The organism is Gallaecimonas pentaromativorans (genome assembly GCF_003751625.1).
GTDB lineage: Bacteria > Pseudomonadota > Gammaproteobacteria > Enterobacterales > Gallaecimonadaceae > Gallaecimonas > Gallaecimonas pentaromativorans.
The window spans coordinates 130,518-153,359 of record NZ_RJUL01000007.1; the positions used below are offsets into that span (position 1 = coordinate 130,518).

Sequence of the window (22,842 nt, forward strand, 5' to 3'; positions counted from 1 at the left end):
TTATGGATCAGAGCTTTGTCAGTACAAAACGCTTTTTCGACCAGAAGCACTTTCCCCACGGTTTTGCCCGCAGCGGCGACTTCACCAAAGCCGAAGCCACGCTGCTGGAAAACCATGGCCAGGCCCTGCAGGCCTTGGCCAGTGGGCTGAGCAGCCCGGTCAGCGCCGAGGAGTTTCAGTTCCTCGAAAGCTGCCAGGGCACCCGGCCGCCGGTAACGGCACTGGAAAAGGTCTGGGCCAAGTACCAGAAGATCCTCGACCAGAAAAAACGGGTCTTTACCGTCTGCAACGACTGGCTGAGTGTGCGAAGCGGCACTGCCCGCATCGACGAACCAGACGAGCCGCTGGACGACGACTAACCCCGGCCCACATTGCGGGGGCAACGCGTTGTTGCCCCCGTTCCTCTTTCTAAGGAGCACCCGGTGCGCCTTGCCATTTTGTCCGCCAAAGCCGAACTGCACTCAACCCAGCGCCTGGTTGCCGCCGCCACCGCCCGTGGCCTTGAGCCCCATGTGCTCAGCCCCCTTTGTTGCCAGCTGACCTTAAACGCCGAAGGCCCGGCCCTTTATTATCAGGGCGAGCGCCAGCCCACCTTTGCCGCCGTGCTGCCTCGGGTTGGCCACGAGCTGACCCTGCTGGGCGCCACAGTGCTTCGCCAGTTGCAAACCATGGGCAGCTACAGCCCCACCAGCGCAGCGGCGCTATTAAGTGCCCGCGATAAATTCCACGCCCTGCAACTGCTGCTGGCACAAGGGCTGCCCATGCCCGCCACCGCCTTTGGCAGCAGTCCTGAGCAAATACCGCGGCTGATGGCCGAGGTTGGGGGCGCGCCACTGGTGATAAAAGTGCTGGAAGGTTCCCAGGGCATAGGGGTCAGCCTCGCCGACAGCTCCCAGGCCGCCCGCAGCACCCTCGAAGCCTTTCTCGGCGCCAAGGTCAATGTGCTGGTGCAGGAATTCATCAGTGAGTGCGCCGGCCAGGATATCCGGCTGCTGGTGATAGGCGAAAAAGTAGTAGCCGCCATGGCCCGCCAGGCCCAGGACGGCGATTTCAGGGCCAACCTGCACTGCGGCGGCCAGGCCCACGCCATCACCCCAACCGACGCAGAATGCGCCATCGCCATCAAAGCCGCCCAAACCCTCGGCCTTGGCATCGCCGGCGTCGACCTGCTGCGCTCAGCCCGAGGCCCGCTGCTGTTGGAGGTCAATTCCTCCCCTGGCCTCGAAGGCATCGAAAAGGCCTGCGGCCTTGATATCGCCGGCCTGATGGTGGATTTTGTATTGGCTAACTTGCAGTAATACCAGCTTTTCATAGCCTGTTTGGCTGACGAAAAAGCCCAAAGCCATTAATCCACTAACCGGCACGAAGCTGCTTGCATCAACACTGAGGTGTGATGGTGCCCGGAGATAGCCGAGAACAACGTGCCTTGGCATTGGACGAGTGAGCCCAGCAAGGGTTGAAGGTGTCGATAACGAGCGGCGGCGTCACCGGTAAAGACCAGTTGAACATCGGTAGCCTTGGCGACCGGCGCGTCAATGGCATCGTTGTTATCGGCCTGGGTGCACATTGGGGTGGCAAGATGCAGCACCAAGACCTTCTCCGGCCTGTCACCATCGGCAACACTGTCGTAGTTTGGCGGTCCCGCAAAGGTCCGTTCCGTCAAGGTCCCGGGCAGTTTGAGCGCGGATCCATAGCGGTAACAACCATCTTCTCCGGCAGACCCGCTCGCCATAGCCGCCAGCAAAGCAACAGTGGTCAGCATCCTTACCCCTTTCCGTTCTTATGATTGATTTGCTTCCAAAAGATACCGCAGCCGCCTTCATAAAGGCGACTAACGGCCCGTATTAATCAGCGGGCCAAGCCGTTAAAACAACCTTTCAGCGACTAAAGCAAGGCCACAGCACAGCCATTCCCCAAACCGGACACTCGGACACCCCCGGACAACGGACACCTCAAACGGACAGCCCCCATCACAAAGAAAAACAAAAAACCATTTAAAATCAAAGAAATAAAAACTGGCACGCAACTTGATAAAACTCCTGCAAACCAAGGAGTTTTTCATGATCAGAGACACCTCAGGGCAAGACGTTATCCTCGATAACCGCCGCCCTTATCGCAAATGGGCCGGGCTTGGCGCTGCCGTGTTGCTGGTGGTCGCCCTGGGCTGGGTGGTCACCAGTTGGCGAGCCAGTGCCAGCGCCGACGCCGTGGTATCGAAGGCAGCTTTGCAACTGGGCACCGCCGAAGTGGCCGACATAGCGCGCGACATCAACGTTCAGGGCCGGGTAGTGGCAGCCAATAGCCCCACCTTGTACAGCCCTGCCCAAGGTATCGTTACCTACCTCATCAAAGCCGGCGACAGCGTGGCAAAAGATCAGGTGATCGCCACCGTCGACAGCCCTTCCCTGACCAACCAGCTCAAGCAGGAAGAAGCCAACCTCGCCCGTATTCAGGGGGAGTCGGAGCGCCAGCAGATCCAGGCCAAGCGTGACGCCCTGGAAAACCGCCAGGCGGCGGATCTGGCCAAGGTGGACCTGGAAGCGGCTGACCGGGAAATGCGCCGGGCAGAGCTTTCCTGGCAGAAAAAGGTGATCAGCCAAATCGATTACGAGAAAGCCAAGGACGAGCTGGCCCGCGCCAGGCTGCGGGCGCACCAGAGCGCCGAGAATGCCCGCCTGGCGGTGGAAATGGCCAGCTTTGAAACCAAGAACCTCAAGTTGCAGGTGCAGCACCAGGCCTTGCTGGTGGCGGACTTACAACGCCAGAGCGACGAGCTGAACGTGCGCTCGCCGGTAGAAGGCCTGGTGGGCAACCTGGCCCTGAACCAGAAATCCGCGGTGGGCGCCCACGAAGCGCTGCTGACGGTGGTAGACCTGCACAGTTTTGAAGTGGAAGTGCTGGTACCGGAGAGCTACGCCGACGATCTGGGCCTCAAAATGCCCGTGGCGGTGAAGGTCAATGGCCGCGAATGGCAGGGCGAAGTAGCCGCCATCAGCCCGGAAATTCAAAACAGCCAGGTGGTGGCACGGCTGCGCTTTAAGGGTGATACCCCCGACAAGCTGCGCCAGAACCAGCGCCTGACCGCCCGCATTTTGCTGGAAAACCGCAATCAGGTACTGGCCGTGCCCCGTGGCGCCTTTATCGACGTGGACCAGGGCCGCAGCGCCTTTGTGCTGCGCGGCGACAAGGCGGTGCGGGTGCCCATTACCCTCGGCGCCATCGGTAGCCGCCAGGCCGAAGTGGTGGATGGCCTCAAGGCCGGCGACACCATCATCACCTCGGACACCAGCCGTTTTAAAAACCAAAACACATTGCTCATTACCCAATAAGGACCGCCAACATGTTGAAAATGGAAAACATCGCCAAGGTGTACCGCACCGACACCGTTGCCACCCACGCCCTGCGCGACTTCAGCCTGTACGTCAAGGAAGGGGAATTCGTGGCGGTCACCGGCCCTTCGGGCTCCGGCAAAACCACCTTTTTGAATATTGCCGGGCTTTTGGAAACCTTTGAAGAAGGCCAGTACCAGCTGGATGGCATCGACGTGCGAGATCTCGGCGACAGCGCCCGCTCCAAGCTGCGTAACGAGAAAATCGGCTTTATCTTCCAGGGCTTTAACCTCATTCCCGACCTGTCCTTGTTCGACAACGTCGACGTACCGCTGCGCTACCGGGGCCTTAACGCTAAAGAGCGTAAGGCCCGTATCGACGAGGCGCTGGAGAAGGTTGGCCTGGCGGCGCGCCGCCACCACCTGCCGTCGCAGCTCTCCGGCGGCCAGCAGCAGCGGGTGGCCATCGCCCGGGCACTGGCTGGCAAACCGGCCTTTTTGCTGGCGGACGAACCTACCGGGAACCTCGACTCGCTGATGGCCCGCCAGGTGATGGAGCTGCTCGAATCCATCAACAAGGACGGCACCACCATCGTCATGGTGACCCACGACCCCGACCTGGCCCGCCGCGCCCAGCGCAATATCCAGATCGTTGACGGCCAAGTGTCCGATTTTGACTTCGGCCAGAGCCGCCGCGCCTAAGGAGCCAGCATGTTCAGTTATTACCTACGCCTGGCCTGGCTGTCGTTCAAAGGCTCACCGGTGATGTCTGCCCTGATGGTGCTGGCCATTGCCGTGGGGGTGGGGGTGGCCATGAGCACCCTGACCCTGCAATACGTGATGTCGTCCAACGCCCTGGCCGACAAAAACGACCAGCTCTACTACGTGCAGCTGGATATTCGCCCCAGCGATAACAGCGGGCCGCAGCACACCCGCAACGGTATACCGGACCAACTGGCCTATCCCGATGCCGAAGCGCTGCTGCAATCAGATATTCCCACCCGGCAGGTGGCCATGCACCAATGGGGCGGCACCATTACCTCACCCAACCCGGACATCCGCCCGGCCCTTATCTCGATGCGGGTCACCACCCGCGACTTTTTCTCCTTGTTCGATGTGCCGCTGCTCTATGGCACCGTCTGGGACAAAAGCGCCGACACCCAGGGCCAGTATCAGGTGGTGCTAAGCAAACGCACCAGCCAGCAGATGTTTGGCGAAGAAAACCCGGTGGGTAAATCGGTAGAGATCAATGGCCAGCCCTATGAAGTGGTAGGAGTTGCTGCCGACTTTGAGCCGGCGCCGTCGGTGCAAGATCTCACCACCGGTTCTTTTGGCGGCAACGCCGATGCCTACGTGCCCTTTGGCTTGCACCGGCCACTGAGCCTAATGCCCTGGGGCAACATGAGCTGCATGGGCGGCGGCAGTGACAATGGCAACACCGAAGGCTACGAAGGCCTGCTGCAATCAAACTGCATCTGGCTGCAATACTGGGTGCAACTGGACAGCCCCGAGCAAAAAGCCCGCTACCAGCAGTTCCTGGCCAATTACGTTAAAGACCAGCATAAACAAGGCCGTTTTGAGCGTGACCAGGGCGCGGTGTTGTCCACCCCGGCCCAATGGCTGTACCAAAACCGGGTGGTAGGTAACGACACCCAACTGCTCACCTGGCTGGCCTTTGCCTTCCTGCTGGTGTGCATCATCAACACCATCGCCCTGCTGCTGGCCAAGTTCCTGCGTATGGCCCCCCAAGCCGGGGTGCGCCGCGCCCTGGGTGCCAGCCGTAGCGCCGTCTTTACCCAACACCTGATTGAAAGCGCCCTGGTTGGGGTGATAGGTGGCTTGCTGGGTATTGGCCTGGCCCTGCTGGGGCTGGTAGCCATCCGCCAGTTGGTGGCGCCAAGCATGGCCGCCATCGTCCACATGGACCCGCTGATGATGTGTGTTACCGCCGGCCTGGCCCTGGTGGCAAGCCTTTTGGCCGGGGTGTATCCGGCCTGGCGCATCAGTACCACCACCCCGGCCTACTACCTCAAAACCCAGTAAGGAGCGCACCATGTTTGAATTCGGACCTATTCTGCGCACCTTGTGGCGCAACAAAACCGGCGCTTTGCTGATCATGCTGCAAACCGCCCTGACCTTGGCCATTGTGGTGAACGCCGCTTTTATCATCACCCAGCGCCAGGCCAAGATAGACAGGCCCACCGGCGTTGATGAAGCCAACACCTTTACCTTGTCGGTGATCCCCATCCAGGCCGGCGATAAACACTACGCCGACGTGGAGCGGGACATGATTGCCCTGAACCAACTGCCCGATGTGGTGAGCGCCAGTATTGTCAACAGTGCGCCGCTGTCGAGCTCCGGCTCCACCAACACCATGCGCGCCGAAGACAATAAACCTGGCATTGGCGAGGTGGAGTCCAACGTCTTTAACACCGACCAGCGCGGCCTGGACACCTTTGGCCTGAAGCTTTTGGCGGGGCGTAATTTCACCGCCAACGACATGACGGTGACCTCCAGCCTGGACGGCAAAACCCCCACCGTTTGCATCGTTACCCGCCAGTTGGCCAACAAGCTGTTCGGCAAAGGGGTCGACCCCATCGGCAAGCTGGTCACCCCCGGCGTGCAGGTGATTGGGGTGGCCTCCGACACCATTGGCGCCTACCCCAACTCGGACGTGGCAGGGGACGTGGTACTGGTGCCGCAGTTCTATACCAACTTCAACCTGCGCTACCTCATCCGCGTTAAACCGGGGCAACTGGACGCCATGATGAAAAAGGTGCCCGACGTGCTCAACAACCTCGATAACCAACGGGTGATCACCAGCGTGCGCAGCCTATTGAGCTACAAACGCTCGGCCTACCGCAGCGACCAAGCCACCATCTCCATGCTCAGCGTAACCATGGTGCTGATAAGCCTGGTGACCGGCCTTGGCATTGTCGGCCTGACGTTGCTGTGGGTGAATCAGCGCCGCAAGCAAATCGGTACCCGCCGCGCCCTGGGGGCTACCAAGCTGATGGTGGTGCGTTACTTCCTGGTGGAAAACGGCATCATTATTGGCGCCGGCATCGTGCTGGGTTGCGCGCTGGCCTTGTTTGCTAACCACTTGATGGTGCAGCATTACCAGATGAAGGCCCTTGAGGTCGGCTATCTGGCAGGTGGCGTGGTAGCGGTGTGGCTGCTGGGCCTGCTGGCGGCGCTGATGCCCGCCTGGCGCGCCGCCCAGGTATCGCCGTCTCTGGCTACCCGTAGCGTGTAAAAGGATTGTATGGACAAGATCCTCATCATCGACGACAACCCCGCCGTGGGCCAGGCCCTGGGGTTGTTGTTGAAGCTCAGCGGTCTGCAAAGCGACGCCGCTCTGACCCCCCAGGCCGGCCTTACCAGGCTTGAGGCGGGCGACATCAGCCTGGTTATCCAGGACATGAATTTCAGCAGCGACACCACCAGTGGCGAAGAAGGCAAAGCGCTGTTCTTCGCCATCCGTGAGCAGCACCCGGACTTGCCCATCATCCTGCTCACCGCCTGGACCGAGCTGGAAAGCGCAGTCAGCCTGGTTAAAGCCGGCGCCGCCGACTACCTAGGCAAACCCTGGGACGACGCCAAGCTTATCGCCACGGTGCAAAACCTGTTGGAGCTGGCCGAGCTCAGCCAGCAACAACAAGCCCAAGCCCTGGCCCAGGCTCAGCGGCGCCGTGCCCTTGCCGACAAATTCGATTTGGCCGGCCTGGTGTACCAGTCCGACACCATGCAGCGGCTGGTGGAAATGGCGGCGCAGGTGGCCCGTGCCGACGTGCCGGTATTGATCACCGGCCCCAACGGCGCCGGTAAGGAAAAGATCGCCGAAATCATCCAGCGCAACTCCCAGGTAGCCGCCGGGCCCTTTATCAGGGTCAACGCCGGCGCCCTGCCGCTGGAATTGATGGAAGCCGAGCTGTTCGGCGCCGAACCGGGGGCTTATACCGGCCTCAATAAAACCCGTATCGGCCGCTTTGAGGCCGCCGACGGCGGCACTTTGTTTTTGGACGAAATCGGCAATCTCTCCCTTTCCGGGCAGATGAAACTGCTGCGGGTGCTGCAAACCGGCGAGTTCGAGCGCCTTGGCTCCACCCAGACCCGCAAGGTACGGGTGCGGCTGATCTCCGCCACCAACAGCGACCTGCCAAGTGCCATCCAGGGCGGCAGCTTTCGCGAAGATCTCTACTACCGGCTTAACGTTATCGAGCTTTCCCTGCCGCCACTTAAAGAGCGCGCCGAGGACATTCTGCCCCTGGCCCGCCATTTTCTGGCGGGGCGCCCCTTAAGCCTGGACGCGGTGCGCACCCTTGAAGCCCACGACTGGCCTGGCAATGTGCGAGAGCTGGAAAACTGCCTCAAACGGGCCGCGCTGCTGGCGCCAGGGGAGCGCATCGAGGCGGTAGATTTAAAGCTGCCGCCGCCACGGCAAAGCCGCCCCCGGGCTGCCTTTGAGCCCGGTGAGCAGCAGCTGCGCGATGTATTGAGTGAAGCCTCCAGCATCAGCGAGGCAGCCCGCACCCTGGGGCTGTCGCGCCAAGCGCTCTACCGGCGCCTGGAGAAATACGGAATCGTCCTCAATGAGCTTTGAAGCCAAGCTCACGGCGGTACTGGTGGCCAGCCTGCTGGCCATGGCCTTGGCCTTAGGTGCGCTGCTGCAACTGGGTTTTGGCCTTTGGCTTGCCCTGCAACTGAGCTTACTGGCGGCGCTGCTGCTGGGCTTGGTGCTGGGCAGAATGGTGACCAGGCGCCTTAACCGGGGCCTCGACGCCCTCACCACCGGTTTACTGAACTTCAAGGACAACGACTTTTCGGTGTCCCTGACCCATCAGGGCCGCGACGAAATGGCGCGCCTGGCCACGCTTTATAACGATGCAGCCCTTAAGCTTCGCGCCGAACGGGCCCATATCTACCAGCGCGAGCTGATGCTCGACACCGTGCTGCAAAGCTCCCCTACCGCCCTGGTGCTCACCAGCCAGGACCAGCGGGTGCTTTATGCCAACCCGGCGGCCAGGCAGTTGCTGCTGGAGGGTAAAGGCATCAACGGCCTGGCCTTGGCCACCTTGTTGGCGCAGCTCCCTGAGGCCATCAAAGAGGCCATGGCCGCGCCCCAGGACGGGCTTTTTACCCTGCCCACCAGCGATGAGCCACAGATCTGGCATCTGTCGCGCAGCCAGTTTCAGCTTAACGGCCAGCAGCATCAGCTGTATCTGTTCAAGCAGCTGACCCGCGAGCTCAGCCGCGCCGAAGTGGGCACCTGGAAGAAGGTGATCCGGGTGATAAGCCACGAGCTTAACAACTCCCTGGCACCCATTGCCTCCATGGCCCATTCCGGCCAGAAGCTGGTGGCCAATCCCGACCCGGCGCTGCTGACCCAGGTGTTTGACACCATCAGCGAGCGGGCCGACCACCTCAACCGCTTCTTGCAAGGCTATGTGCGCTTTGCCCGCCTGCCCCAGCCCCAATGCCAGGCCATCGACTGGCACGAATTGCTGGAAAGATTGCAAGGGGTGGTGGCGTTTCGGGTCCGTGAGGTGCTGCCCACCAGCGCTGGCTGGGGTGATGCCGCCCAACTGAGCCAGGTGTTGGTGAACCTACTGAAAAACGCCGCCGAAGCGGGCTCCGAGCCCAAGGATACCGAGCTTGCCATCAAGGCCCAGCCCGGCTGGCATTGCCTGGAAGTCACCGACCGGGGCAGCGGTATGAGCGAGCAAGTGCTCACCCAGGCGCTGCTGCCCTTCTATTCCACCAAGAAAGAAGGCACCGGCCTTGGCCTGGCGCTGTGCCGCGAAATCATCGAGGCCCACGGCGGCCGCCTGCACCTGGAAAACCGCGCCAACGGTGGCCTGAGGGTCAGGCTGTGGTTGCCGCTGCCTCAGCCCTGACCGGGCATCAACGATGACATCATGTCTGGTTGACCGTCAGTTTCGGGGTGGCCTTCACCCCGGGTTGACGGTCTTTTTTGCGTATGAAAAACGGGGCCTTGGCCCCGCTTGTTCAGCTCTCTATCGAATGCCCCAGCATCCGCCTGAGGGTGCCGTCCTTATCGATGATGTGGTGCTTCAAGGCGCCAAGGACGTGCAGCACTATGGTGCCCATTAACAGGTAACCGTTTATCTCATGGCCTTGCTCACCAACTTCGGCCCAGAACGGCGAGTAGGGCACGGCGTCGTGGGTGCCGGGGGCAAAATGGGTGTCTATCATCTGCCAGCCGAAGATATCAACGCCGTGGCCACCCACCGCCGACATCAACAACCCAAACACCGGCATCGACAGGGTGGAGACGATAAGCACCCAGTGCACCAGCATGGCGATAACGTGCAGCAAGGGGCTGTCTTTGCCCAGCGGCTTGGGCCAGCCCATCTTGATGCGCCAAATCACCCGGGGCACCACCACCAGCAAGATCAGCACGCCGATGGCCTTGTGCAGGTCGTAATAGCCGTAGTCGTGCCAGTTGGTCATGTAAAAACCGACGATGCACAAAAAAATCATGGTGATGGCGACTATCCAGTGCAGCCTGATGGTGGTTTTGCTGAGCGCGCTTGCCATGTGCTGTCTCTCCCGAAAAACGCAAATAAAGCCTGTTGTTGTTAAAGGAACCTTATTCGGGGTCCGTTTTTTGTAAAACTGCATAATTACGGCCATTTAACACCAAGAAAACGAACCTTCATTGGTAGTAGATCCAACAGGAAATCAAAGTCATTCTTATTTATCGATAAAAATACAGTTTCTTGATAGCTTTTTTGCTTTTCTGGCCGTACTGCTGCATCCTTTAGCCACAAGGAAAGGAGCACCCACCATGCGCGGCAACCCTGAAGTCATTGAATACCTGAATATGCTGATCGGCGGCGAACTGGCCGCGCGGGATCAATACCTTATCCATTCCCGCATGTACGAGGATTGGGGCCTTAACCGCATTTACGAGCGCATCGACCACGAGATGCAGGAAGAGGCCGAGCACGCCGACGCCATCATCCGCCGGGTGCTGTTCCTGGGGGGCACCCCAGACATGAACCGCCATGACATCAATGTCGGCACCGATGTGGTTTCCTGCCTCAAGGCCGACCTGGCTCTGGAATACGAGGTGCGCGAGAAGCTGGCCAAGGGCATCGCCCTTTGCGAGAAAAAAGGCGACTACATCAGCCGCGATTTGCTTCGCCAGCAGCTGTCTGACACCGAAGAAGACCACACCTACTGGCTGGAAAAGCAGTTGCGGCTTATCGACATGGTGGGGCTGCAAAACTACATTCAGTCCCAGATGTGAAAAAAGCCGCGCAACGCGGCTTTTTTATTGGCCCGCCACCGGGCTTAGGCACACCAGTTTGCAATCCGGCGCGGCGCTTGGCACCAGGGTGGTTTGGATAAAGTTCAGCACCTTACCCTGGCGGCAAAAGCCGCGCTCGCCCCCTTCCCGATACTGCACCGCCTGCGCCTGCCAGCAGCGGCTGAAATCCGCGCTTTGGGCGCTCAATCTCTCCACCAGCGCCAGCAGGGCCGGGTCGCCGGGGTGGCGGGCAAAATCATTACGAAACTCTGCTACCAATCGCTCGGAGCGCACCGGCCAGTCGGCAATAAGATGCCGGGCCAGGGGCGAGAGAAACACAAACTCCAAGAGGTTGTGGCCCTCTGCCTGTTGGTCCAGCCAGGGGGCAAAGAGCCGCTCTGCGCCGCTGTTCCAGGCCTGGATGTACCAGCAGCGGTCCAACAGATAGGCCGGCACCACCAATAATCCCGGCAGAGCCAGCAGCGAGGGCGACAAGGCGGCAGCGGGCGGGTCGGTCAGCTCCGGGTCGCGCCGCCCGGCCAGTTCAAAAAGCGTGGCCCGCTCGGCCGCCGTCAGTTGTAGCGCCAGAGCCAGGCGCGCCAAGGCATTGGCCGAGGCGCTGACCTGGCGGCCCTGCTCTAAAAACGTGACCCAGGTAATGCTGACCCCGGCGGCATCGGCCAGCTCTTCGCGGCGCCAGCCGGGGGTACGGCGGCGGCCAAAAGCCCGGGCCGGTGGCGCCAGGCGTTCTCGGTGAGCGCGGATAAACTGGCCCAGCAGGCGGGCGGCGTCGGGTGTCATGGCAGCATTTGTACCAGTATAAAAACCTATCTTGTACCAGTTTACTTGCCTGCCAACAATGGCCCTGCCTACCGAACAACAGGGAGAAACCCATGGCACATCAAGACCATAACGCCGTTGTCAGCGGCCAATTCAGCCCCCAGGCCGAAGCCTATTTGCACAGTAGTACCCATGCCACTGGCGCTGATCTGGCCCTGATGGTAGAGGCGGTCCGTACCCGCTCCAAGGCAGTGGTGCTGGACATGGGCTGCGGCGGCGGCCATGTCAGCTTTCAGGTGGCGCCCCATGTGGCCAAGGTGGTGGCCTACGACCTTAGCGCCGAGATGCTGGCAGTGGTGGCAGCCGAAGCCGAACGCCGCGGCCTTGGCAATATCGTCACCCAACAGGGCGCGGCAGAAACTCTGCCCTACCCCGATGCCAGCTTTGATGTGGTGATCACCCGCTACAGCTGCCACCACTGGCAGGACATGGCAGCTGGCCTCAAGCAGATGCGGCGAGTGTTAAAGCCCGGAGGCATCGCCCTGTTCATGGATGTGGTAAGCCCCGGCAAGCCGCTTTTGGACACCTGGCTGCAAGGCATCGAACTGCTGCGCGACCCCAGCCATGTACGTAACGCTTCCCCTGCCCAGTGGCGCCGGCTACTGACCGAGGCGGGGTTTGCCATCACCACTGAACAAGGCTTCAAACTGCCCCTGGCCTTTGCGCCCTGGGTGGCGCGCATGCAAACCCCGGCGGTGCAGGTGGCAGCCATTCGCGCCTTGCAGCAGCAGGCCAGCCGGGAGGTAAGCGACTACTTTGCCTTTGGCGAAGACGGCAGCTTTGTGGTGGATACCCGGCTGTTTGTTGCCAAGGGAGGATAACTTTTCAGGGAAAGGCGGATTTTCATTGCCTTAAGGTTCTCCTAAGATGATGGCGCCAAGCTCACCGCCTTCTTTGTGGAGTACTGAATGAAACCTGGACACACGGGTGTGAAACGCCTCTGGTTGGCCAGCCGCTATTCCTGGCAGGGGCTTCGCGCCGCCTGGCGCAGTGAAGCCGCGGTGCGCCAAGAGCTGATCCTAATCGCCGTAGCCGTGCCCGGCGCCTGTCTGTTGCCGGTTACCGGCATGGAAAGGGCGCTGATGGTGGCCTCGGTGATGCTGATCCTCATCGTGGAGTTGCTTAACTCCGCCATTGAGGCAGTAGTGGATCGCATCGGGCCTGAACACCACGAATTGTCCGGGCGAGCCAAAGACATTGGCTCGGCAGCAGTACTCGTCACCCTCTTGCTGGCGGTACTGGTATGGCTAAGTATTCTCTGGGGTTATTTCTCGGCTGGGCTCTGACCCTGCTGCTGAGCCTGTGGCATGGGCCGGACTTTGCGCTGGCCCATTTTTGGTATCAGCTGGAAGGGGGCCACTGGGCCCTTGAAAACAACTGGCTGACCAAAGGCATCATCCACACCCAAGGCCGCCACCTGACGGCCGCCATGATGGTAACCGTGTTCCTGGGCCTGGCCTGGAACTGGAAAAAGCCCTCACGCCGCCGCTGGGTGTACCTGGCAGTTACCGCGCCGCTGATCGTGATTGTGGTCAGCACCATCAAGCACCTAGTGCCCATGGATTGCCCCTGGAGCCTGCTGGACTTTGGCGGCGACCGGCCCTTTATCGCCCTGTTTGCCCATCGCCCCGCCGACCTGCCCGCCAGCCAATGCTTCCCTGCCGGCCACGCCAGCAGCGGCTATGCCTGGCTGGCCCTGTATTTCGCCATTCCCGGCAAAAAGCCCTGGGCGCTGCTGCCCGGCATTATGATTGGCCTGACCTTCGGCATTGCCCAGCAGCTGCGCGGCGCGCACTTTTTGTCCCATGATCTTTGGACCATCATGCTGAGCCTGACCATCAGCTACCTGACAGCCCGCGTGCTGCTTCCACAAGCAGTTGCACTGCCAGCAGTGTCAGCACCAGCTGAAACAGCCGATGAAAGCGCTGCTCCGATATCCGCCCCAGCATCTGCAGCCCAAGCCAATTCCCCACAATAGACGCCAGGAACATAGCGATAATAAGCGGCCACCAGTCGCGAAACACAAAGCCGGCCATGCCAAAAGCCACGGCCTTGGCCGCATGCTGAAAGCTCATGGCCCCGGCAAAGGTGGCAATGGCGGCGAAGCGGTCGCGGCTTTGCGGCTTGATAAAAGCCGCCACCAGCGGCCCTGACGCCCCCACAAACAGGGTGATAAAGCCGGTACCAAAGCCGCCAAGGGCCAAACCCAAACGGCCACTGGTAAATTTGGGCAGCGGCGGCCCCCAGCACAGGTACAGCACAAAGGCAGCAATGGCCAGTTGCAGCGCCTCGCTGGGCAGCTGCACCAAAAAGCAGCTGGCAAGCCAGGCTCCGGCAAAGCTCATGGGCACAAATACTGCCAGCAACGGCCAGTTGATATGGCGCCAGGACATGACCCCCCGCACCACATTGGAGCCCAGCTGCACCAGGCCATGAACCGGGATCACCGCTGCTGGCGGCAGGATAAGCGCCATGGCGGCGATGAGGATGGCGCCACCACCGGCGCCCATGCAGGCGGTAATAAACGAGGTAAAGGCAGAAAGGGCAGTCAGCCCCCAAAAGCTCAGATCCGACACCTAACGACTCCTGTGGCCGGCCATTGAGGTTGCCGAGTTTATCACCAAAGGCGCCCTACACCAGCCGCCCTTACCCCCTCTCATATCCTTGGCCGCAGATCTCTGTCTTTTGTACCTATGCCCCAATAGCACCAAGGCCGTTAGGCCACAAAGCGCGGCGCTGCGGCACGACCATGGCTGAGGATTTGCTCTACGCTAAAAGCTCCGCTACAAAAAGGCAGCCCAGATCCACCAGATAATTGAAAAGGAAGGAAATTATGGCTACTCCCACAGCAGTCAACGAGAAAGTGACCGATGCGGTTACCCAGGAAAAAACCCAGGTTTTGGGCGATGCACCGGCCATGGCAACCGGCAATCTCATGATGGCCGCCAGCCAGGCACTTGCCAACGCCGCCCACAACGCCACAACAGCGCAGCAAGACGATGCTGTCGCCGCCCAAGCGGCGCTGACCCAAGGCGTTGACACGCTTTACAGCATCGACGCTGCCACTGACAAGGAGGGTATCGGCAGGCCCTGAGGCCGCCCTGGTGCTATCGCCACCTCGAGGGCCGCCAGCAGCCCCCTTATCAACCCACCATGTAGGTGCCGGTGCCGAAGGCGATATGATCGCCAGCCTCGTTGTGCAGCTCCATACGGGTGACCGCCACCTTGTTGCCGGCGCGGATGATGGTGGCGGTGGCCACAAAGGCCTCGCCCCGGCCGGGGCGCAGGTAATCGACCCGCATGTCGATGGTGCCCATCTTGCCAAACTTCTCGGCCAGTGTTTTAACGGTGGCGCCGTCAAACTTGTCGGTCACCGAGGCGATGGCAGCCAGGCCCCCCACCACATCCAGCACCGAGGCCGTCACCCCGCCGTGCAAAATTTTCTGCACCGGGTTACCCAGCAAATCGTTCTTCATGGCAAAACGCACTTCCACAGCGTCGGCCTCGTAGCGGGTTACCTTCAGGCCCAGCACCTTGTTAAAGGGCATCTGAGCGGTGAAAAGATCGCCAACAAAGGCCAAAATCTCTTCACGGCTCAAGGGGGTATCGGTTAAAGATGTCATTTCCTTCCAACCCATTCGTTTGATTCTGCTGACTTTTATTTTTATTAGCCGGAGTATCACGGCCCACCAGAAAGACAAGGCTTCCTCCTTCCATTACAATGGCCGGCGCTATGAGCATGTCCCAAGCCCCCGTCTTTGTGAAGTCCTCCGATGAGTCGCCGCAGTCCGTGCTGGCGTCAGTTTTCGGCTACGACGCCTTCAGGCCCGGCCAACAGGCCGTGGTAGAGGCGGTGCTGGCCGGCCGCGATGCCCTGGTGATCATGCCCACCGGCGGCGGTAAATCCCTCTGTTATCAGGTACCGGCCCTGGTGCGCCCCGGCACCGCCATTGTTATTTCGCCGCTGATTTCCCTGATGAAAGACCAGGTAGACCAGCTGCTGGCCATGGGGGTGCGGGCGGCTTACCTGAACTCGGCGCTGCCCAGAGACCAACAATGGCAGGTGCTGAACCAATTGCACCACGGCGAGCTGGATTTACTTTATGTCTCCCCCGAGCGCCTCAGCCAGGTGGATTTTCAGCAGCGGCTGCTGGAGATCCCCATCAGCCTGTTTGCGGTGGACGAAGCCCACTGCATCTCCGCCTGGGGCCACGATTTTCGCCCCGAGTACATGGCCCTTGGCCAGCTCAAAAGGCATTTCCCCCAGGTGCCGCTGATGGCGCTGACCGCCACCGCCGACAAAGCCACCCGCCAGGATATCGAGCAGCGCCTGGGGCTGGTGGACCCGCACTTTAACCTGTCGAGTTTCGACCGGCCCAACATCCGCTATCTGGTGGTGGAAAAATTCAAACCCATCAACCAGTTGCTGCAATACCTGCAAGGCCAGCGCGGCCAGAGTGGCATCATTTACGCCGGCTCGCGCAAAAGGGTAGACGACATCGCCCAAAAGCTGCGCGGCCAGGGCTTTAACGCCGCCGGTTACCATGCGGGCCTGTCCAGCGACGAGCGCCAGTTCGTGCAGGAAGCTTTCCAAAAAGACGAAGTGGATATCGTGGTGGCCACCGTGGCCTTCGGCATGGGCATCAACAAGCCGGATGTGCGCTTTGTGGTGCATTTCGATTTGCCGAAGAACATCGAGTCCTACTACCAGGAAACCGGCCGCGCCGGCCGTGACGGCCTGCCGTCGGAAGCCTGGATGCTGTTTGAACCGGGCGATGTGGCCAGGGTGCGCAGCCTGATTGAGCTTTCTGAAAACGAGGCTCAGCAAAAAGTGGAGCTGATGAAGCTCAATGCCATGGCCGGTTTTGCCGAGGGGCTCACTTGCCGGCGCCAGGTGCTTTTAAACTACTTTGGCCAGTACAGCGGCGAGCGCTGCGGCAACTGCGATATCTGCCTGGACCCACCCCAGACCCTGGACGGTACCGAACTGGCCCAAAAGGCCATGAGCTGCATCTACCGCACCGGCCAGCGCTTTGGGGTTGGCCATATTGTCGAGGTGCTGCGCGGCGGCCAGACGGCCCGTATCAAGGAGCTGGGCCACGACAAGCTCAGCACCTGGGGCCTGGGCAAGGACCAAAGCCACGATTACTGGGTCAGCATCATCCGCCAGCTTATTCACCACGGCCTGGTGATGCAGGACATCACCCGCCAAAGCGCCCTGGTGCTCACCGAGGCGGCCCGGCCGGTGCTAAAAGGCGAGCGGCCGTTGCTGCTGGCGGTGCCGCGCCTGGTTACCCGGGTTAAACAAAGCAGCCGCGCCACCGACAATAGCGCTGCCGACAAAGTGCTGTTTGCCCGCCTGAAAAAGCTCAGAAAGCAACTGGCCGACGAATTCGACGTGCCGCCCTACGTGGTATTCAACGATGCCACCCTGGCGGAGATGGCCAGCCACTTCCCCACCTCCGACGCCGAGCTTTTAGCCATCAGCGGGGTGGGCCAAACCAAGCTGTCACGCTACGGCGAGCCCTTTTTGGGCCTTATCACCGACTACCTCAATAAGGGCTAGCGGCATCGCCTGTGCGGCGTTGAAAGCCTCCATCTCTTGCTCATTTACAGCGAGCGGCGCGGGCCAAGGAGGCTCTCGCCTTGCCCAGCCAGCTTCGCAGGCGCCCTTATGGGGAAAGAGAATCTAAAGAAAGGGTTAGCTTTCACCTTTTGAATAAAATCCGCCACCGCGTAGAGTCGGGTAACAACTCCTGCATTCGAGGTGTTATGGAACCCGCCGCGCCTTTTATCCCTATCTAGGCCGACCCCAAGGACATCGTCACGGTTAACGCCTGCACCCGGCCTTTTCGGCTGACCGGCCCGCGCATCGAGCTGGAGCGGCGCGGCCGCCTTAACCTTATCCACAATTACGGCCACGGCGGCAGTGGCTGGTCATTGTCTTGGGGAGCGGCGGCCGAAGCGGTCAAGCTGGCCCGGCAAACCGATACCAGGCAACTCGCGGTGGTAGGCTGCGGCGCCATTGGCATTACCACCGCCATCGAGGCCCAGCAGGCCGGCTTTGAAGTGACCATCTACGCCAAGGCCCAGCTACCCCAAGCCAATTCGGCCTTTGCCACCGGGGTTTGGTCTCCCGACTCACGTATCGTAGCCAAGGCCCACGGCGATGCCCTCGCACCGCGCTGGCAGCAAATGGCCCGCATCTCCTTTGCCCGCTACCAGGCCTTGTTGGGCCACTCGGCCAAACCGGTGGAATGGCTGCCGGTCTATAACCTCTCCAGCCTGCCCTTTGATAAGGCAAACCGCCACGCCCTGCCCGGCGAACCCGACTACCCCCATTGGGAAGCGCAGCTACTCAATGGCTTAAGGCCTGCCGACCAACCCCTTGCCCCTGGCGCCAGCCCCTTTCGCCAGCCTCATGTGCGCCGCGAACAGCTGCTGATGTTTAACCTCAGCCAATATGGCGATTGGCTGCTGGCCCGCTTTCGCGCCGCCGGTGGGCGCCTGCTTGCCGCCGAGCTTAGCTGCGAGCAGGACTTTGCAAGACTCGGGAGCCAGTTGGTGATCAACTGCACTGGCTTTGGCGCCAAAGCCTTGCTGGGAGACGACGCGCTGCTGCCGGTGCGCGGCCAAACCTGCCGGCTACCGCCACAATTGGCGGTGTGCTATGGAATACGAGACTGGGACAGCGGCGTGTCGGCCTACCCGCGCCGTGATGGGGTTTTGGTACAAACCCAGGCCCAAGGCGATTTTGGGGCACAGCACGCCACCGTGGATTTAGAAGAGTCGCGCCAGGCCGTCACCCAGCTTGCCGCATTGATGGCCGGGATGCGGGCATAAAAAACGGCAACCCTTGGGTTGCCGTTTTGGTGAAAGCGCTTCGCTTAGGCCGGGATATCAAAGGCCAGGAAGCGGGTGCCGTCTTTGGCCACGAAGGCTTTTTCTTCGCCGGCGCTCAGCTCCAGGCCATCGCCCGGGCCAAGGTCCAGATCGCCACCTTTGATGCCACCATCGATAACGTGCAGGTAGCGTTTACGGCGGCTCTCGGCCTTGAAGCTCACTTGGTCACCGTCATCAAGGCGATATTGGGCCAGCTCGGCGTGTTGGTTGATGGCCAACAAGCCACCTTCACCGGCCAACACCACTTTGCCTTTTTGCTCAGGAACTTCCGCTTCCTGATAGCTGGGCGGCAGCCCTTGAGTGTGAGGCGCTATCCAGATTTGCAGGAAGTGCACTGGTTCACTGTCAGAGCCGTTGTACTCGGAGTGGCGGATGCCGGTACCAGCCGACATGCGCTGCACCATACCCGGCACCAAATGGCCGATGTTGCCTTCTGAGTCCTTGTGAGTCAGCTTGCCTTCCAGCACCACCGAGATGATTTCCATGTCGCGGTGCGGGTGGGTGCCAAAGCCACCGGCCGGAGCGACGGTGTCATCGTTTATTACCAGCAGGGCGCCACTGCCGGTCCAGTTAGGATCGTAATGGTGGCCAAAGGAATAAGTGTGCTTGGAGTCCAACCAGCCGATGTTGGTAGGCAGACGGTCTTGGGCTTTACGAATACGCATGGGAACCTCCTTAACTGTGATGGGCTCATAGTGGACCAAGAATAATCGAACAAAAAGCGACTAAAATAGACACAACCTTTCGATAAAGTTGATTTATCCCTCTTTCGACCTTCGTGGGACACTAGGCGCTACTTTGCAGGAGGTAGCATGGCCCTGACGTTCGACAACCGCTTTGCGCGGGATTTCCCGAGGATCTACAGCGCCCAGCCCCCCGCCGGTTTCGAGCAGCCGGAGCTGTTGCTGCTCAATACGGAGCTCGCCGCCCAATTTGGCCTGGACGCCGATAATGCCCAGATAGCCCGGTGGTTTGGCGGCCCCGAGGCCATTCCTGGCGCCGCGCCCCTGGCCCAGAAATATGCCGGCCACCAGTTTGGGGTCTATAACCCCGCCTTGGGGGACGGCCGCGGCCTGCTGCTCGGGGAGATAAAAGACACTCAAGGGCAGTTTTGGGACTTGCACCTAAAAGGCGCCGGCCCCACTCCTTATGCCAGAGGCGGCGACGGCCGGGCGGTGCTGCGCTCCTCCATCCGCGAATTTTTGGCCAGCGAAGCGCTCTACCATTTAGGCTTTCCCACCACCCGCGCCCTGTGCCTGGTGGCAGGCGAGTTGCCGGTGCAGCGTGAAACCGTAGAGCGCAGCGCCATGGTTACCCGAGCGGCCCGCAGCCATATCCGTTTTGGCCATTTTGAGCATTGCTTTCACCGGGGCCTAGGCAGCGAGCTGATTGCCCTCAAAGAATACGTGGTTGAGCGCCATTGGCCCGATCTACAAGGCCAGCCCCATAAGCTGTTCTTTGAACGGGTGGTACACAAAACGGCGCAGATGATTGCCTACTGGCAGGCTTACGGTTTTGCCCATGGGGTGATGAACACCGACAACTTCTCCATCCTCGGCGACACCTTCGATTTCGGCCCCTACGGCTTTTTGGACGACTACCAGCCAGGCTTTGTCTGTAACCATTCCGACTACAACGGCCGTTACGCCTTTGACGCCCAGCCCAGCATCGCCCTTTGGAACCTCAACTGCCTGGCCATGGCCCTGAGCCCGATGATTGAGTCGGACGATCTGGTGGCGGCCCTCAAGCAGTTCCAACCAGCCCTGGCCGGCCACTACCTCAAATTGATGGGTAAACGCCTGGGCCTGGAACAGGTGGGCAAAGACGATGCCGAGCTTATCAACAGCTTCCTGGCGCTGTTGGCTGATGAGCGCCAGGACTACAGCCTCGCCTTTCGCTGGCTAAGCGACGCCGAGCGCGCCAATACGCTTATTCCCTGCCGCGACCACTACCTCGATAGGGCGCGTTTTGACGCCTGGGCCGCGCAGTACCTTAAACGCCTAAACCGGCAAGACAGTGACGACAGCGCCCGCAAGCAAGCCATGGACGCCGTCAATCCTCTTTATGTGCTGCGTAACTACCTGGCCCAAAACGCTATTGCCGCCAGCGAGCAAGGGGACCACAGCGAGCTAAACCGGCTCTATAGCCTGCTCAAAACCCCCTTTACCCAGCAGCCCGGCATGGACGATTACGCCAAGCGCCCACCCGACTGGGGCCGACATTTGGAAGTGTCCTGCTCAAGCTAACTTTTCAAAAGAGACGAACATGGCCCTAGATAGCCAACATGGCACCCTTATCCTGCCGGTAAATACCGATTGGGAACACTTTGAAGCCGATATCGCCCCTTGGCTGGCGCGCCTTGAGCTGTCGGTGCGGCGCAAGGAAAGCGGCGCCGACCGCCATCAATGGTGGGTGGAGTTTGAAGGCACCGAGCTGCGCCTGGAATATGAAGATTTGGCCGCCACCACCTGGCTGGAGGCTGAAGATGAAGAGGGCATCGAAGTACTGACTTTTTTGGCCGGCTGGGCGGGCTTGAAGTAACCCGTCTCGGTTAGGAAGAGGCCAAGCGGATGGTGTTACGCCCGGCGCTTTTGGCCTGGTAAAGGGCGTCGTCCGCCGCTTTTATCCACTGCTGGGCCTGTTCCATCTGCTCGCTTATCTCAGCCACACCGGCGCTGATGGTTACGCTGATGCGCTTATCACCCACCAGTGCCGGCTGCTCACTAAGCGCCGTGCACAACCGGTCGGCCAGTTGGCAGGCTTGCTGAGCATCGGTGTCCACAAGCAGCAGCGCGAATTCTTCACCGCCGTAGCGGCCAGCCTTGTCGGTGGTGCGCAGCTTGTTATTGAGCAAAGTGGCGGTGTGTTGCAGTACCTGATCGCCGGCCTGGTGGCCGTGGGTGTCGTTAACCTGCTTAAAGTGGTCGATATCGAACATCATCAGGGTGCTGGTACGCCCGGAGCGGCGGCAGCGGGCAAACTCTTCAGCCAGGGCCAGCTCCCAGGAGCGGCGATTAAGCAGGCCGGTCAGGGGGTCGGTACGGGACAGCACCGACAATTTTTGGTTCATCTCTTCCAGCGCCAGGCGGTTGTTGGCCGCTTCGGTGACGTCGTAAACGATGATGGCCATCTTGTCGACATTGCCGTTACCTGAGGCGATGGGCATAAAGGTGAGGTTCTGGTACATCACTGCCGAACGGCCGGTCAAAGCCCGGTAGGAGAAGAACGGAAACGGGTGCGGGCGCTGCTCCCAGCCGGAAAAGGCCAGGGTCTTGAGCGCCATCACGGTCTCGGTTTTCTGCTCCAGCCACTGGCGCGGCAGCTCCGGGAAAATTTCGAACAGGGATTTACCTGCAACCTGCTCGCTCCCCTGGCCTGCATGGTTGGCCATAAAATCGTTCCAGAACTGCACTTTATGCTGGCGATCGATGATCACCAGCCCAACATCCAGAGTTTGCAGGACGTCCAGCAGCTGCTGAAGTTCACCAAGGGACAGGCTCATCATCTCAGTTCACCAATTGGCTAAGGTGCCGTTCCAGGTTCTTCAGGGAGGAGGGAGTGACCAGCAGCATCAGTTGCTGGTTCAAATCGTATTGCGGAATTTGGTAGCCAAAGCGGATGCAAAGCACCGACTGATCGCTGATGTCGTTTAAAAGCCGCCGCTCGTTACGCCCAAGGATAATGGGGTGGCCATGGCTGAAGGCCAGCTCCAGCTGCGAGGCGATGCTTTTAATGCACACCCCGGTAAGGATGGACGACAGCTCCACCAGCAAGGCCTGCTCTTGGGACTGCTGACCATCAAGGCCCATCAGCGCCGCCATGCTGTGGGCTTCGTCGCTGGATAGCTCCACCAGTACTTCGCCGCAGATCCCCGCTCCCACAAAGCCTTGGCTTATCACCTGGTGGCCGGGCTGGCCTTGCCACTGGTCGATAAGGGCGATGATTTCATGGGCCGGCAGTGCCTGAATACGGGGTACCGGGATTTGCACAAAGACATTGAAGATGCCAGCCATGGTGCCAGCGGCACGGCCCATGGCCACGTTGGCCACTTCCCGCAGCACTTCGATGCGGTCGACCATGGCCGGGTCTTCACCGCCGGGGCTGGCAGGAGCGTTGAGATCGCTCTCGCCGATAAGGCCGAGGGTGAGCAGCTCTTGCAGCAGCTGCTCGCGGCTTAAGGGTTTAGGGAGGAAAGCCAGGGCCCCCAGGGCCATGACTTTTTCGCGCGCCTTGGGCTGCACATCTCCGGAAATGACGATGACCTGGCAGTCGATATTCTGGGCACGCAACTGCGCCAGCACCTGATAGCCATCCAGGTCCGGCATGTTCAGATCCAGAAACAGTAAATCCCCTTTGCCTTGCGTAACCAAATCCAGGGCCTCTTTGCCGCTGGTGGCAAAGTACTGCTGCTCAGCAAAACCGCTGGGTAAAGAACGGGCCAGAAAATTCCGAGCCAGGCGGGAATCGTCACAGAGGATGACGTTGTGTCCCAAAG

General features: G+C 60.5%; 24 protein-coding genes and 1 pseudogene. 17 read left to right on the forward strand and 8 right to left on the reverse strand.

The annotated features are described in order from the left end of the window. The first annotated feature begins 2 nt into the window (after positions 1–2). Positions 3–359, forward strand: coding sequence for a MaoP family protein (locus tag EDC28_RS13685; RefSeq protein ID WP_050659600.1), 357 nt, complete (start codon positions 3–5; stop codon positions 357–359). 63 nt (positions 360–422) lie between these two features. Further along, positions 423–1,298 carry a 30S ribosomal protein S6--L-glutamate ligase gene (gene rimK, locus EDC28_RS13690; RefSeq protein WP_123421985.1) on the forward strand — a complete coding sequence of 292 codons (876 nt, stop codon included), beginning with the start codon at positions 423–425 and terminating at the stop codon, positions 1,296–1,298. Positions 1,299–1,345: 47 nt separating this feature from the next. Here rimK and EDC28_RS13695 read toward each other — a convergent pair whose 3' ends face one another. After that, the gene (locus EDC28_RS13695; RefSeq protein WP_123421986.1) at positions 1,346–1,762 is read right to left on the reverse strand and encodes a DUF4431 domain-containing protein; all 417 of its coding nucleotides are present in this window, start codon (positions 1,760–1,762) and stop codon (positions 1,346–1,348) included. Between the two features lie 298 nt (positions 1,763–2,060). Here EDC28_RS13695 and EDC28_RS13700 point away from each other — a divergent pair, with 298 nt between their 5' ends. From EDC28_RS13700 to EDC28_RS13725, 6 genes are read left to right on the forward strand one after another with little or no spacing between them, the layout of a single operon-like run. Then, positions 2,061–3,329: an efflux RND transporter periplasmic adaptor subunit gene (locus tag EDC28_RS13700; protein ID WP_123421987.1), complete on the forward strand. Its 1,269-nt coding sequence runs from the start codon at positions 2,061–2,063 to the stop codon at positions 3,327–3,329. Between the two features lie 11 nt (positions 3,330–3,340). Continuing rightward, positions 3,341–4,030: an ABC transporter ATP-binding protein gene (locus EDC28_RS13705; protein ID WP_050659597.1), complete on the forward strand. Its 690-nt coding sequence runs from the start codon at positions 3,341–3,343 to the stop codon at positions 4,028–4,030. Positions 4,031–4,039: 9 nt separating this feature from the next. Continuing rightward, on the forward strand, positions 4,040–5,371 hold the full coding sequence (locus EDC28_RS13710; protein ID WP_123421988.1) for an ABC transporter permease: 1,332 nt from the start codon (positions 4,040–4,042) through the stop codon (positions 5,369–5,371). Between the two features lie 10 nt (positions 5,372–5,381). Next, positions 5,382–6,584 (forward strand): ABC transporter permease, encoded by a 1,203-nt coding sequence (locus EDC28_RS13715; protein ID WP_123421989.1) that lies wholly within the window; start codon positions 5,382–5,384, stop codon positions 6,582–6,584. A 9-nt stretch (positions 6,585–6,593) separates the two neighbouring features. Continuing rightward, complete coding sequence (locus tag EDC28_RS13720; protein WP_123421990.1) at positions 6,594–7,931, forward strand: sigma-54-dependent transcriptional regulator; 1,338 nt, start codon at positions 6,594–6,596, stop codon at positions 7,929–7,931. Next, on the forward strand, positions 7,921–9,225 hold the full coding sequence (locus EDC28_RS13725) for a sensor histidine kinase (RefSeq protein ID WP_050659593.1): 1,305 nt from the start codon (positions 7,921–7,923) through the stop codon (positions 9,223–9,225). The genes EDC28_RS13720 and EDC28_RS13725 overlap by 11 nt, the downstream gene beginning before the upstream one ends. A gap of 112 nt (positions 9,226–9,337) precedes the next feature. Here the strand turns inward: EDC28_RS13725 and EDC28_RS13730 are convergent, their stop codons facing one another. Next, on the reverse strand, positions 9,338–9,889 hold the full coding sequence (locus EDC28_RS13730) for a cytochrome b (protein ID WP_050659592.1): 552 nt from the start codon (positions 9,887–9,889) through the stop codon (positions 9,338–9,340). A 250-nt stretch (positions 9,890–10,139) separates the two neighbouring features. Between EDC28_RS13730 and ftn the strand changes: the two genes are divergently transcribed. Next, positions 10,140–10,604 carry a heteropolymeric bacterioferritin subunit Ftn gene (gene ftn, locus EDC28_RS13735; RefSeq protein WP_050659591.1) on the forward strand — a complete coding sequence of 155 codons (465 nt, stop codon included), beginning with the start codon at positions 10,140–10,142 and terminating at the stop codon, positions 10,602–10,604. 24 nt (positions 10,605–10,628) lie between these two features. Here ftn and EDC28_RS13740 read toward each other — a convergent pair whose 3' ends face one another. Continuing rightward, positions 10,629–11,405, reverse strand: a complete 777-nt coding sequence (locus tag EDC28_RS13740) for an MmyB family transcriptional regulator (protein ID WP_050659590.1) — start codon at positions 11,403–11,405, stop codon at positions 10,629–10,631. A gap of 92 nt (positions 11,406–11,497) precedes the next feature. On the opposite strand from EDC28_RS13740, the gene EDC28_RS13745 reads away from it, so the two are divergent. The 3 genes and pseudogenes from EDC28_RS13745 to EDC28_RS20470 form a co-directional block, all read left to right on the forward strand. Next, entirely contained in the window at positions 11,498–12,265 is a 768-nt protein-coding gene (locus EDC28_RS13745) for a class I SAM-dependent methyltransferase (RefSeq protein ID WP_123421991.1), read from the forward strand. 87 nt (positions 12,266–12,352) lie between these two features. Further along, the gene (locus EDC28_RS13750; protein ID WP_050659588.1) at positions 12,353–12,730 is read left to right on the forward strand and encodes a diacylglycerol kinase; all 378 of its coding nucleotides are present in this window, start codon (positions 12,353–12,355) and stop codon (positions 12,728–12,730) included. 146 nt (positions 12,731–12,876) lie between these two features. Beyond that, positions 12,877–13,245: pseudogene (locus EDC28_RS20470) on the forward strand (phosphatase PAP2 family protein); the annotation flags it as partial. Between the two features lie 37 nt (positions 13,246–13,282). Here the strand turns inward: EDC28_RS20470 and EDC28_RS13760 are convergent. Further along, the gene (locus tag EDC28_RS13760) at positions 13,283–14,020 is read right to left on the reverse strand and encodes a sulfite exporter TauE/SafE family protein (protein ID WP_336391538.1); all 738 of its coding nucleotides are present in this window, start codon (positions 14,018–14,020) and stop codon (positions 13,283–13,285) included. Positions 14,021–14,277: 257 nt separating this feature from the next. Between EDC28_RS13760 and EDC28_RS13765 the strand changes: the two genes are divergently transcribed. Further along, entirely contained in the window at positions 14,278–14,538 is a 261-nt protein-coding gene (locus EDC28_RS13765) for a RebB family R body protein (RefSeq protein WP_123421993.1), read from the forward strand. A gap of 49 nt (positions 14,539–14,587) precedes the next feature. Here EDC28_RS13765 and EDC28_RS13770 read toward each other — a convergent pair whose 3' ends face one another. Further along, the gene (locus tag EDC28_RS13770; protein WP_050659584.1) at positions 14,588–15,067 is read right to left on the reverse strand and encodes a thioesterase family protein; all 480 of its coding nucleotides are present in this window, start codon (positions 15,065–15,067) and stop codon (positions 14,588–14,590) included. A gap of 116 nt (positions 15,068–15,183) precedes the next feature. Here EDC28_RS13770 and recQ point away from each other — a divergent pair, with 116 nt between their 5' ends. Next, positions 15,184–17,010: a DNA helicase RecQ gene (gene recQ, locus EDC28_RS13775; protein WP_050659671.1), complete on the forward strand. Its 1,827-nt coding sequence runs from the start codon at positions 15,184–15,186 to the stop codon at positions 17,008–17,010. Between the two features lie 374 nt (positions 17,011–17,384). Continuing rightward, entirely contained in the window at positions 17,385–18,287 is a 903-nt protein-coding gene (locus tag EDC28_RS13785; protein WP_244946595.1) for an FAD-dependent oxidoreductase, read from the forward strand. 44 nt (positions 18,288–18,331) lie between these two features. On the opposite strand, the gene EDC28_RS13790 is transcribed toward EDC28_RS13785, so the two are convergent. After that, the gene (locus tag EDC28_RS13790; RefSeq protein WP_050659582.1) at positions 18,332–19,012 is read right to left on the reverse strand and encodes a pirin family protein; all 681 of its coding nucleotides are present in this window, start codon (positions 19,010–19,012) and stop codon (positions 18,332–18,334) included. Positions 19,013–19,159: 147 nt separating this feature from the next. Here EDC28_RS13790 and EDC28_RS13795 point away from each other — a divergent pair, with 147 nt between their 5' ends. Continuing rightward, on the forward strand, positions 19,160–20,593 hold the full coding sequence (locus EDC28_RS13795; protein ID WP_123421996.1) for a protein adenylyltransferase SelO: 1,434 nt from the start codon (positions 19,160–19,162) through the stop codon (positions 20,591–20,593). A gap of 19 nt (positions 20,594–20,612) precedes the next feature. Beyond that, on the forward strand, positions 20,613–20,888 hold the full coding sequence (locus EDC28_RS13800; RefSeq protein WP_123421997.1) for a DUF3630 family protein: 276 nt from the start codon (positions 20,613–20,615) through the stop codon (positions 20,886–20,888). A 10-nt stretch (positions 20,889–20,898) separates the two neighbouring features. On the opposite strand, the gene EDC28_RS13805 is transcribed toward EDC28_RS13800, so the two are convergent. Together EDC28_RS13805 and EDC28_RS13810 are read right to left on the reverse strand one after the other, a co-directional pair. Next, complete coding sequence (locus EDC28_RS13805; RefSeq protein WP_123421998.1) at positions 20,899–21,852, reverse strand: GGDEF domain-containing protein; 954 nt, start codon at positions 21,850–21,852, stop codon at positions 20,899–20,901. A 1-nt stretch (position 21,853) separates the two neighbouring features. Then, complete coding sequence (locus EDC28_RS13810) at positions 21,854–22,840, reverse strand: response regulator (protein WP_123421999.1); 987 nt, start codon at positions 22,838–22,840, stop codon at positions 21,854–21,856. Between the last annotated feature and the right edge of the window lie 2 nt (positions 22,841–22,842).

Bases quoted from the DNA above. Each gene is read 5' to 3' on its own strand.
- EDC28_RS13740 (WP_050659590.1), bottom strand. From the start codon at position 11,405: ATGACACCCGACGCCGCCCGCCTGCTGGGCCAGTTTATCCGCGCTCAC.
- EDC28_RS13800 (WP_123421997.1), top strand. From the start codon at position 20,613: ATGGCCCTAGATAGCCAACATGGCACCCTTATCCTGCCGGTAAATACC.
- EDC28_RS13765 (WP_123421993.1), top strand. From the start codon at position 14,278: ATGGCTACTCCCACAGCAGTCAACGAGAAAGTGACCGATGCGGTTACC.
- ftn (WP_050659591.1), top strand. From the start codon at position 10,140: ATGCGCGGCAACCCTGAAGTCATTGAATACCTGAATATGCTGATCGGC.
- EDC28_RS13685 (WP_050659600.1), top strand. From the start codon at position 3: ATGGATCAGAGCTTTGTCAGTACAAAACGCTTTTTCGACCAGAAGCAC.
- EDC28_RS13705 (WP_050659597.1), top strand. From the start codon at position 3,341: ATGTTGAAAATGGAAAACATCGCCAAGGTGTACCGCACCGACACCGTT.
- EDC28_RS13790 (WP_050659582.1), bottom strand. From the start codon at position 19,012: ATGCGTATTCGTAAAGCCCAAGACCGTCTGCCTACCAACATCGGCTGG.
- EDC28_RS13730 (WP_050659592.1), bottom strand. From the start codon at position 9,889: ATGGCAAGCGCGCTCAGCAAAACCACCATCAGGCTGCACTGGATAGTC.
- EDC28_RS13695 (WP_123421986.1), bottom strand. From the start codon at position 1,762: ATGCTGACCACTGTTGCTTTGCTGGCGGCTATGGCGAGCGGGTCTGCC.
- EDC28_RS13715 (WP_123421989.1), top strand. From the start codon at position 5,382: ATGTTTGAATTCGGACCTATTCTGCGCACCTTGTGGCGCAACAAAACC.
- EDC28_RS13805 (WP_123421998.1), bottom strand. From the start codon at position 21,852: ATGATGAGCCTGTCCCTTGGTGAACTTCAGCAGCTGCTGGACGTCCTG.
- EDC28_RS13750 (WP_050659588.1), top strand. From the start codon at position 12,353: ATGAAACCTGGACACACGGGTGTGAAACGCCTCTGGTTGGCCAGCCGC.
- EDC28_RS13745 (WP_123421991.1), top strand. From the start codon at position 11,498: ATGGCACATCAAGACCATAACGCCGTTGTCAGCGGCCAATTCAGCCCC.
- EDC28_RS13795 (WP_123421996.1), top strand. From the start codon at position 19,160: ATGGCCCTGACGTTCGACAACCGCTTTGCGCGGGATTTCCCGAGGATC.
- EDC28_RS13770 (WP_050659584.1), bottom strand. From the start codon at position 15,067: ATGACATCTTTAACCGATACCCCCTTGAGCCGTGAAGAGATTTTGGCC.
- EDC28_RS13700 (WP_123421987.1), top strand. From the start codon at position 2,061: ATGATCAGAGACACCTCAGGGCAAGACGTTATCCTCGATAACCGCCGC.
- EDC28_RS13725 (WP_050659593.1), top strand. From the start codon at position 7,921: ATGAGCTTTGAAGCCAAGCTCACGGCGGTACTGGTGGCCAGCCTGCTG.
- recQ (WP_050659671.1), top strand. From the start codon at position 15,184: ATGTCCCAAGCCCCCGTCTTTGTGAAGTCCTCCGATGAGTCGCCGCAG.
- EDC28_RS13710 (WP_123421988.1), top strand. From the start codon at position 4,040: ATGTTCAGTTATTACCTACGCCTGGCCTGGCTGTCGTTCAAAGGCTCA.
- EDC28_RS13720 (WP_123421990.1), top strand. From the start codon at position 6,594: ATGGACAAGATCCTCATCATCGACGACAACCCCGCCGTGGGCCAGGCC.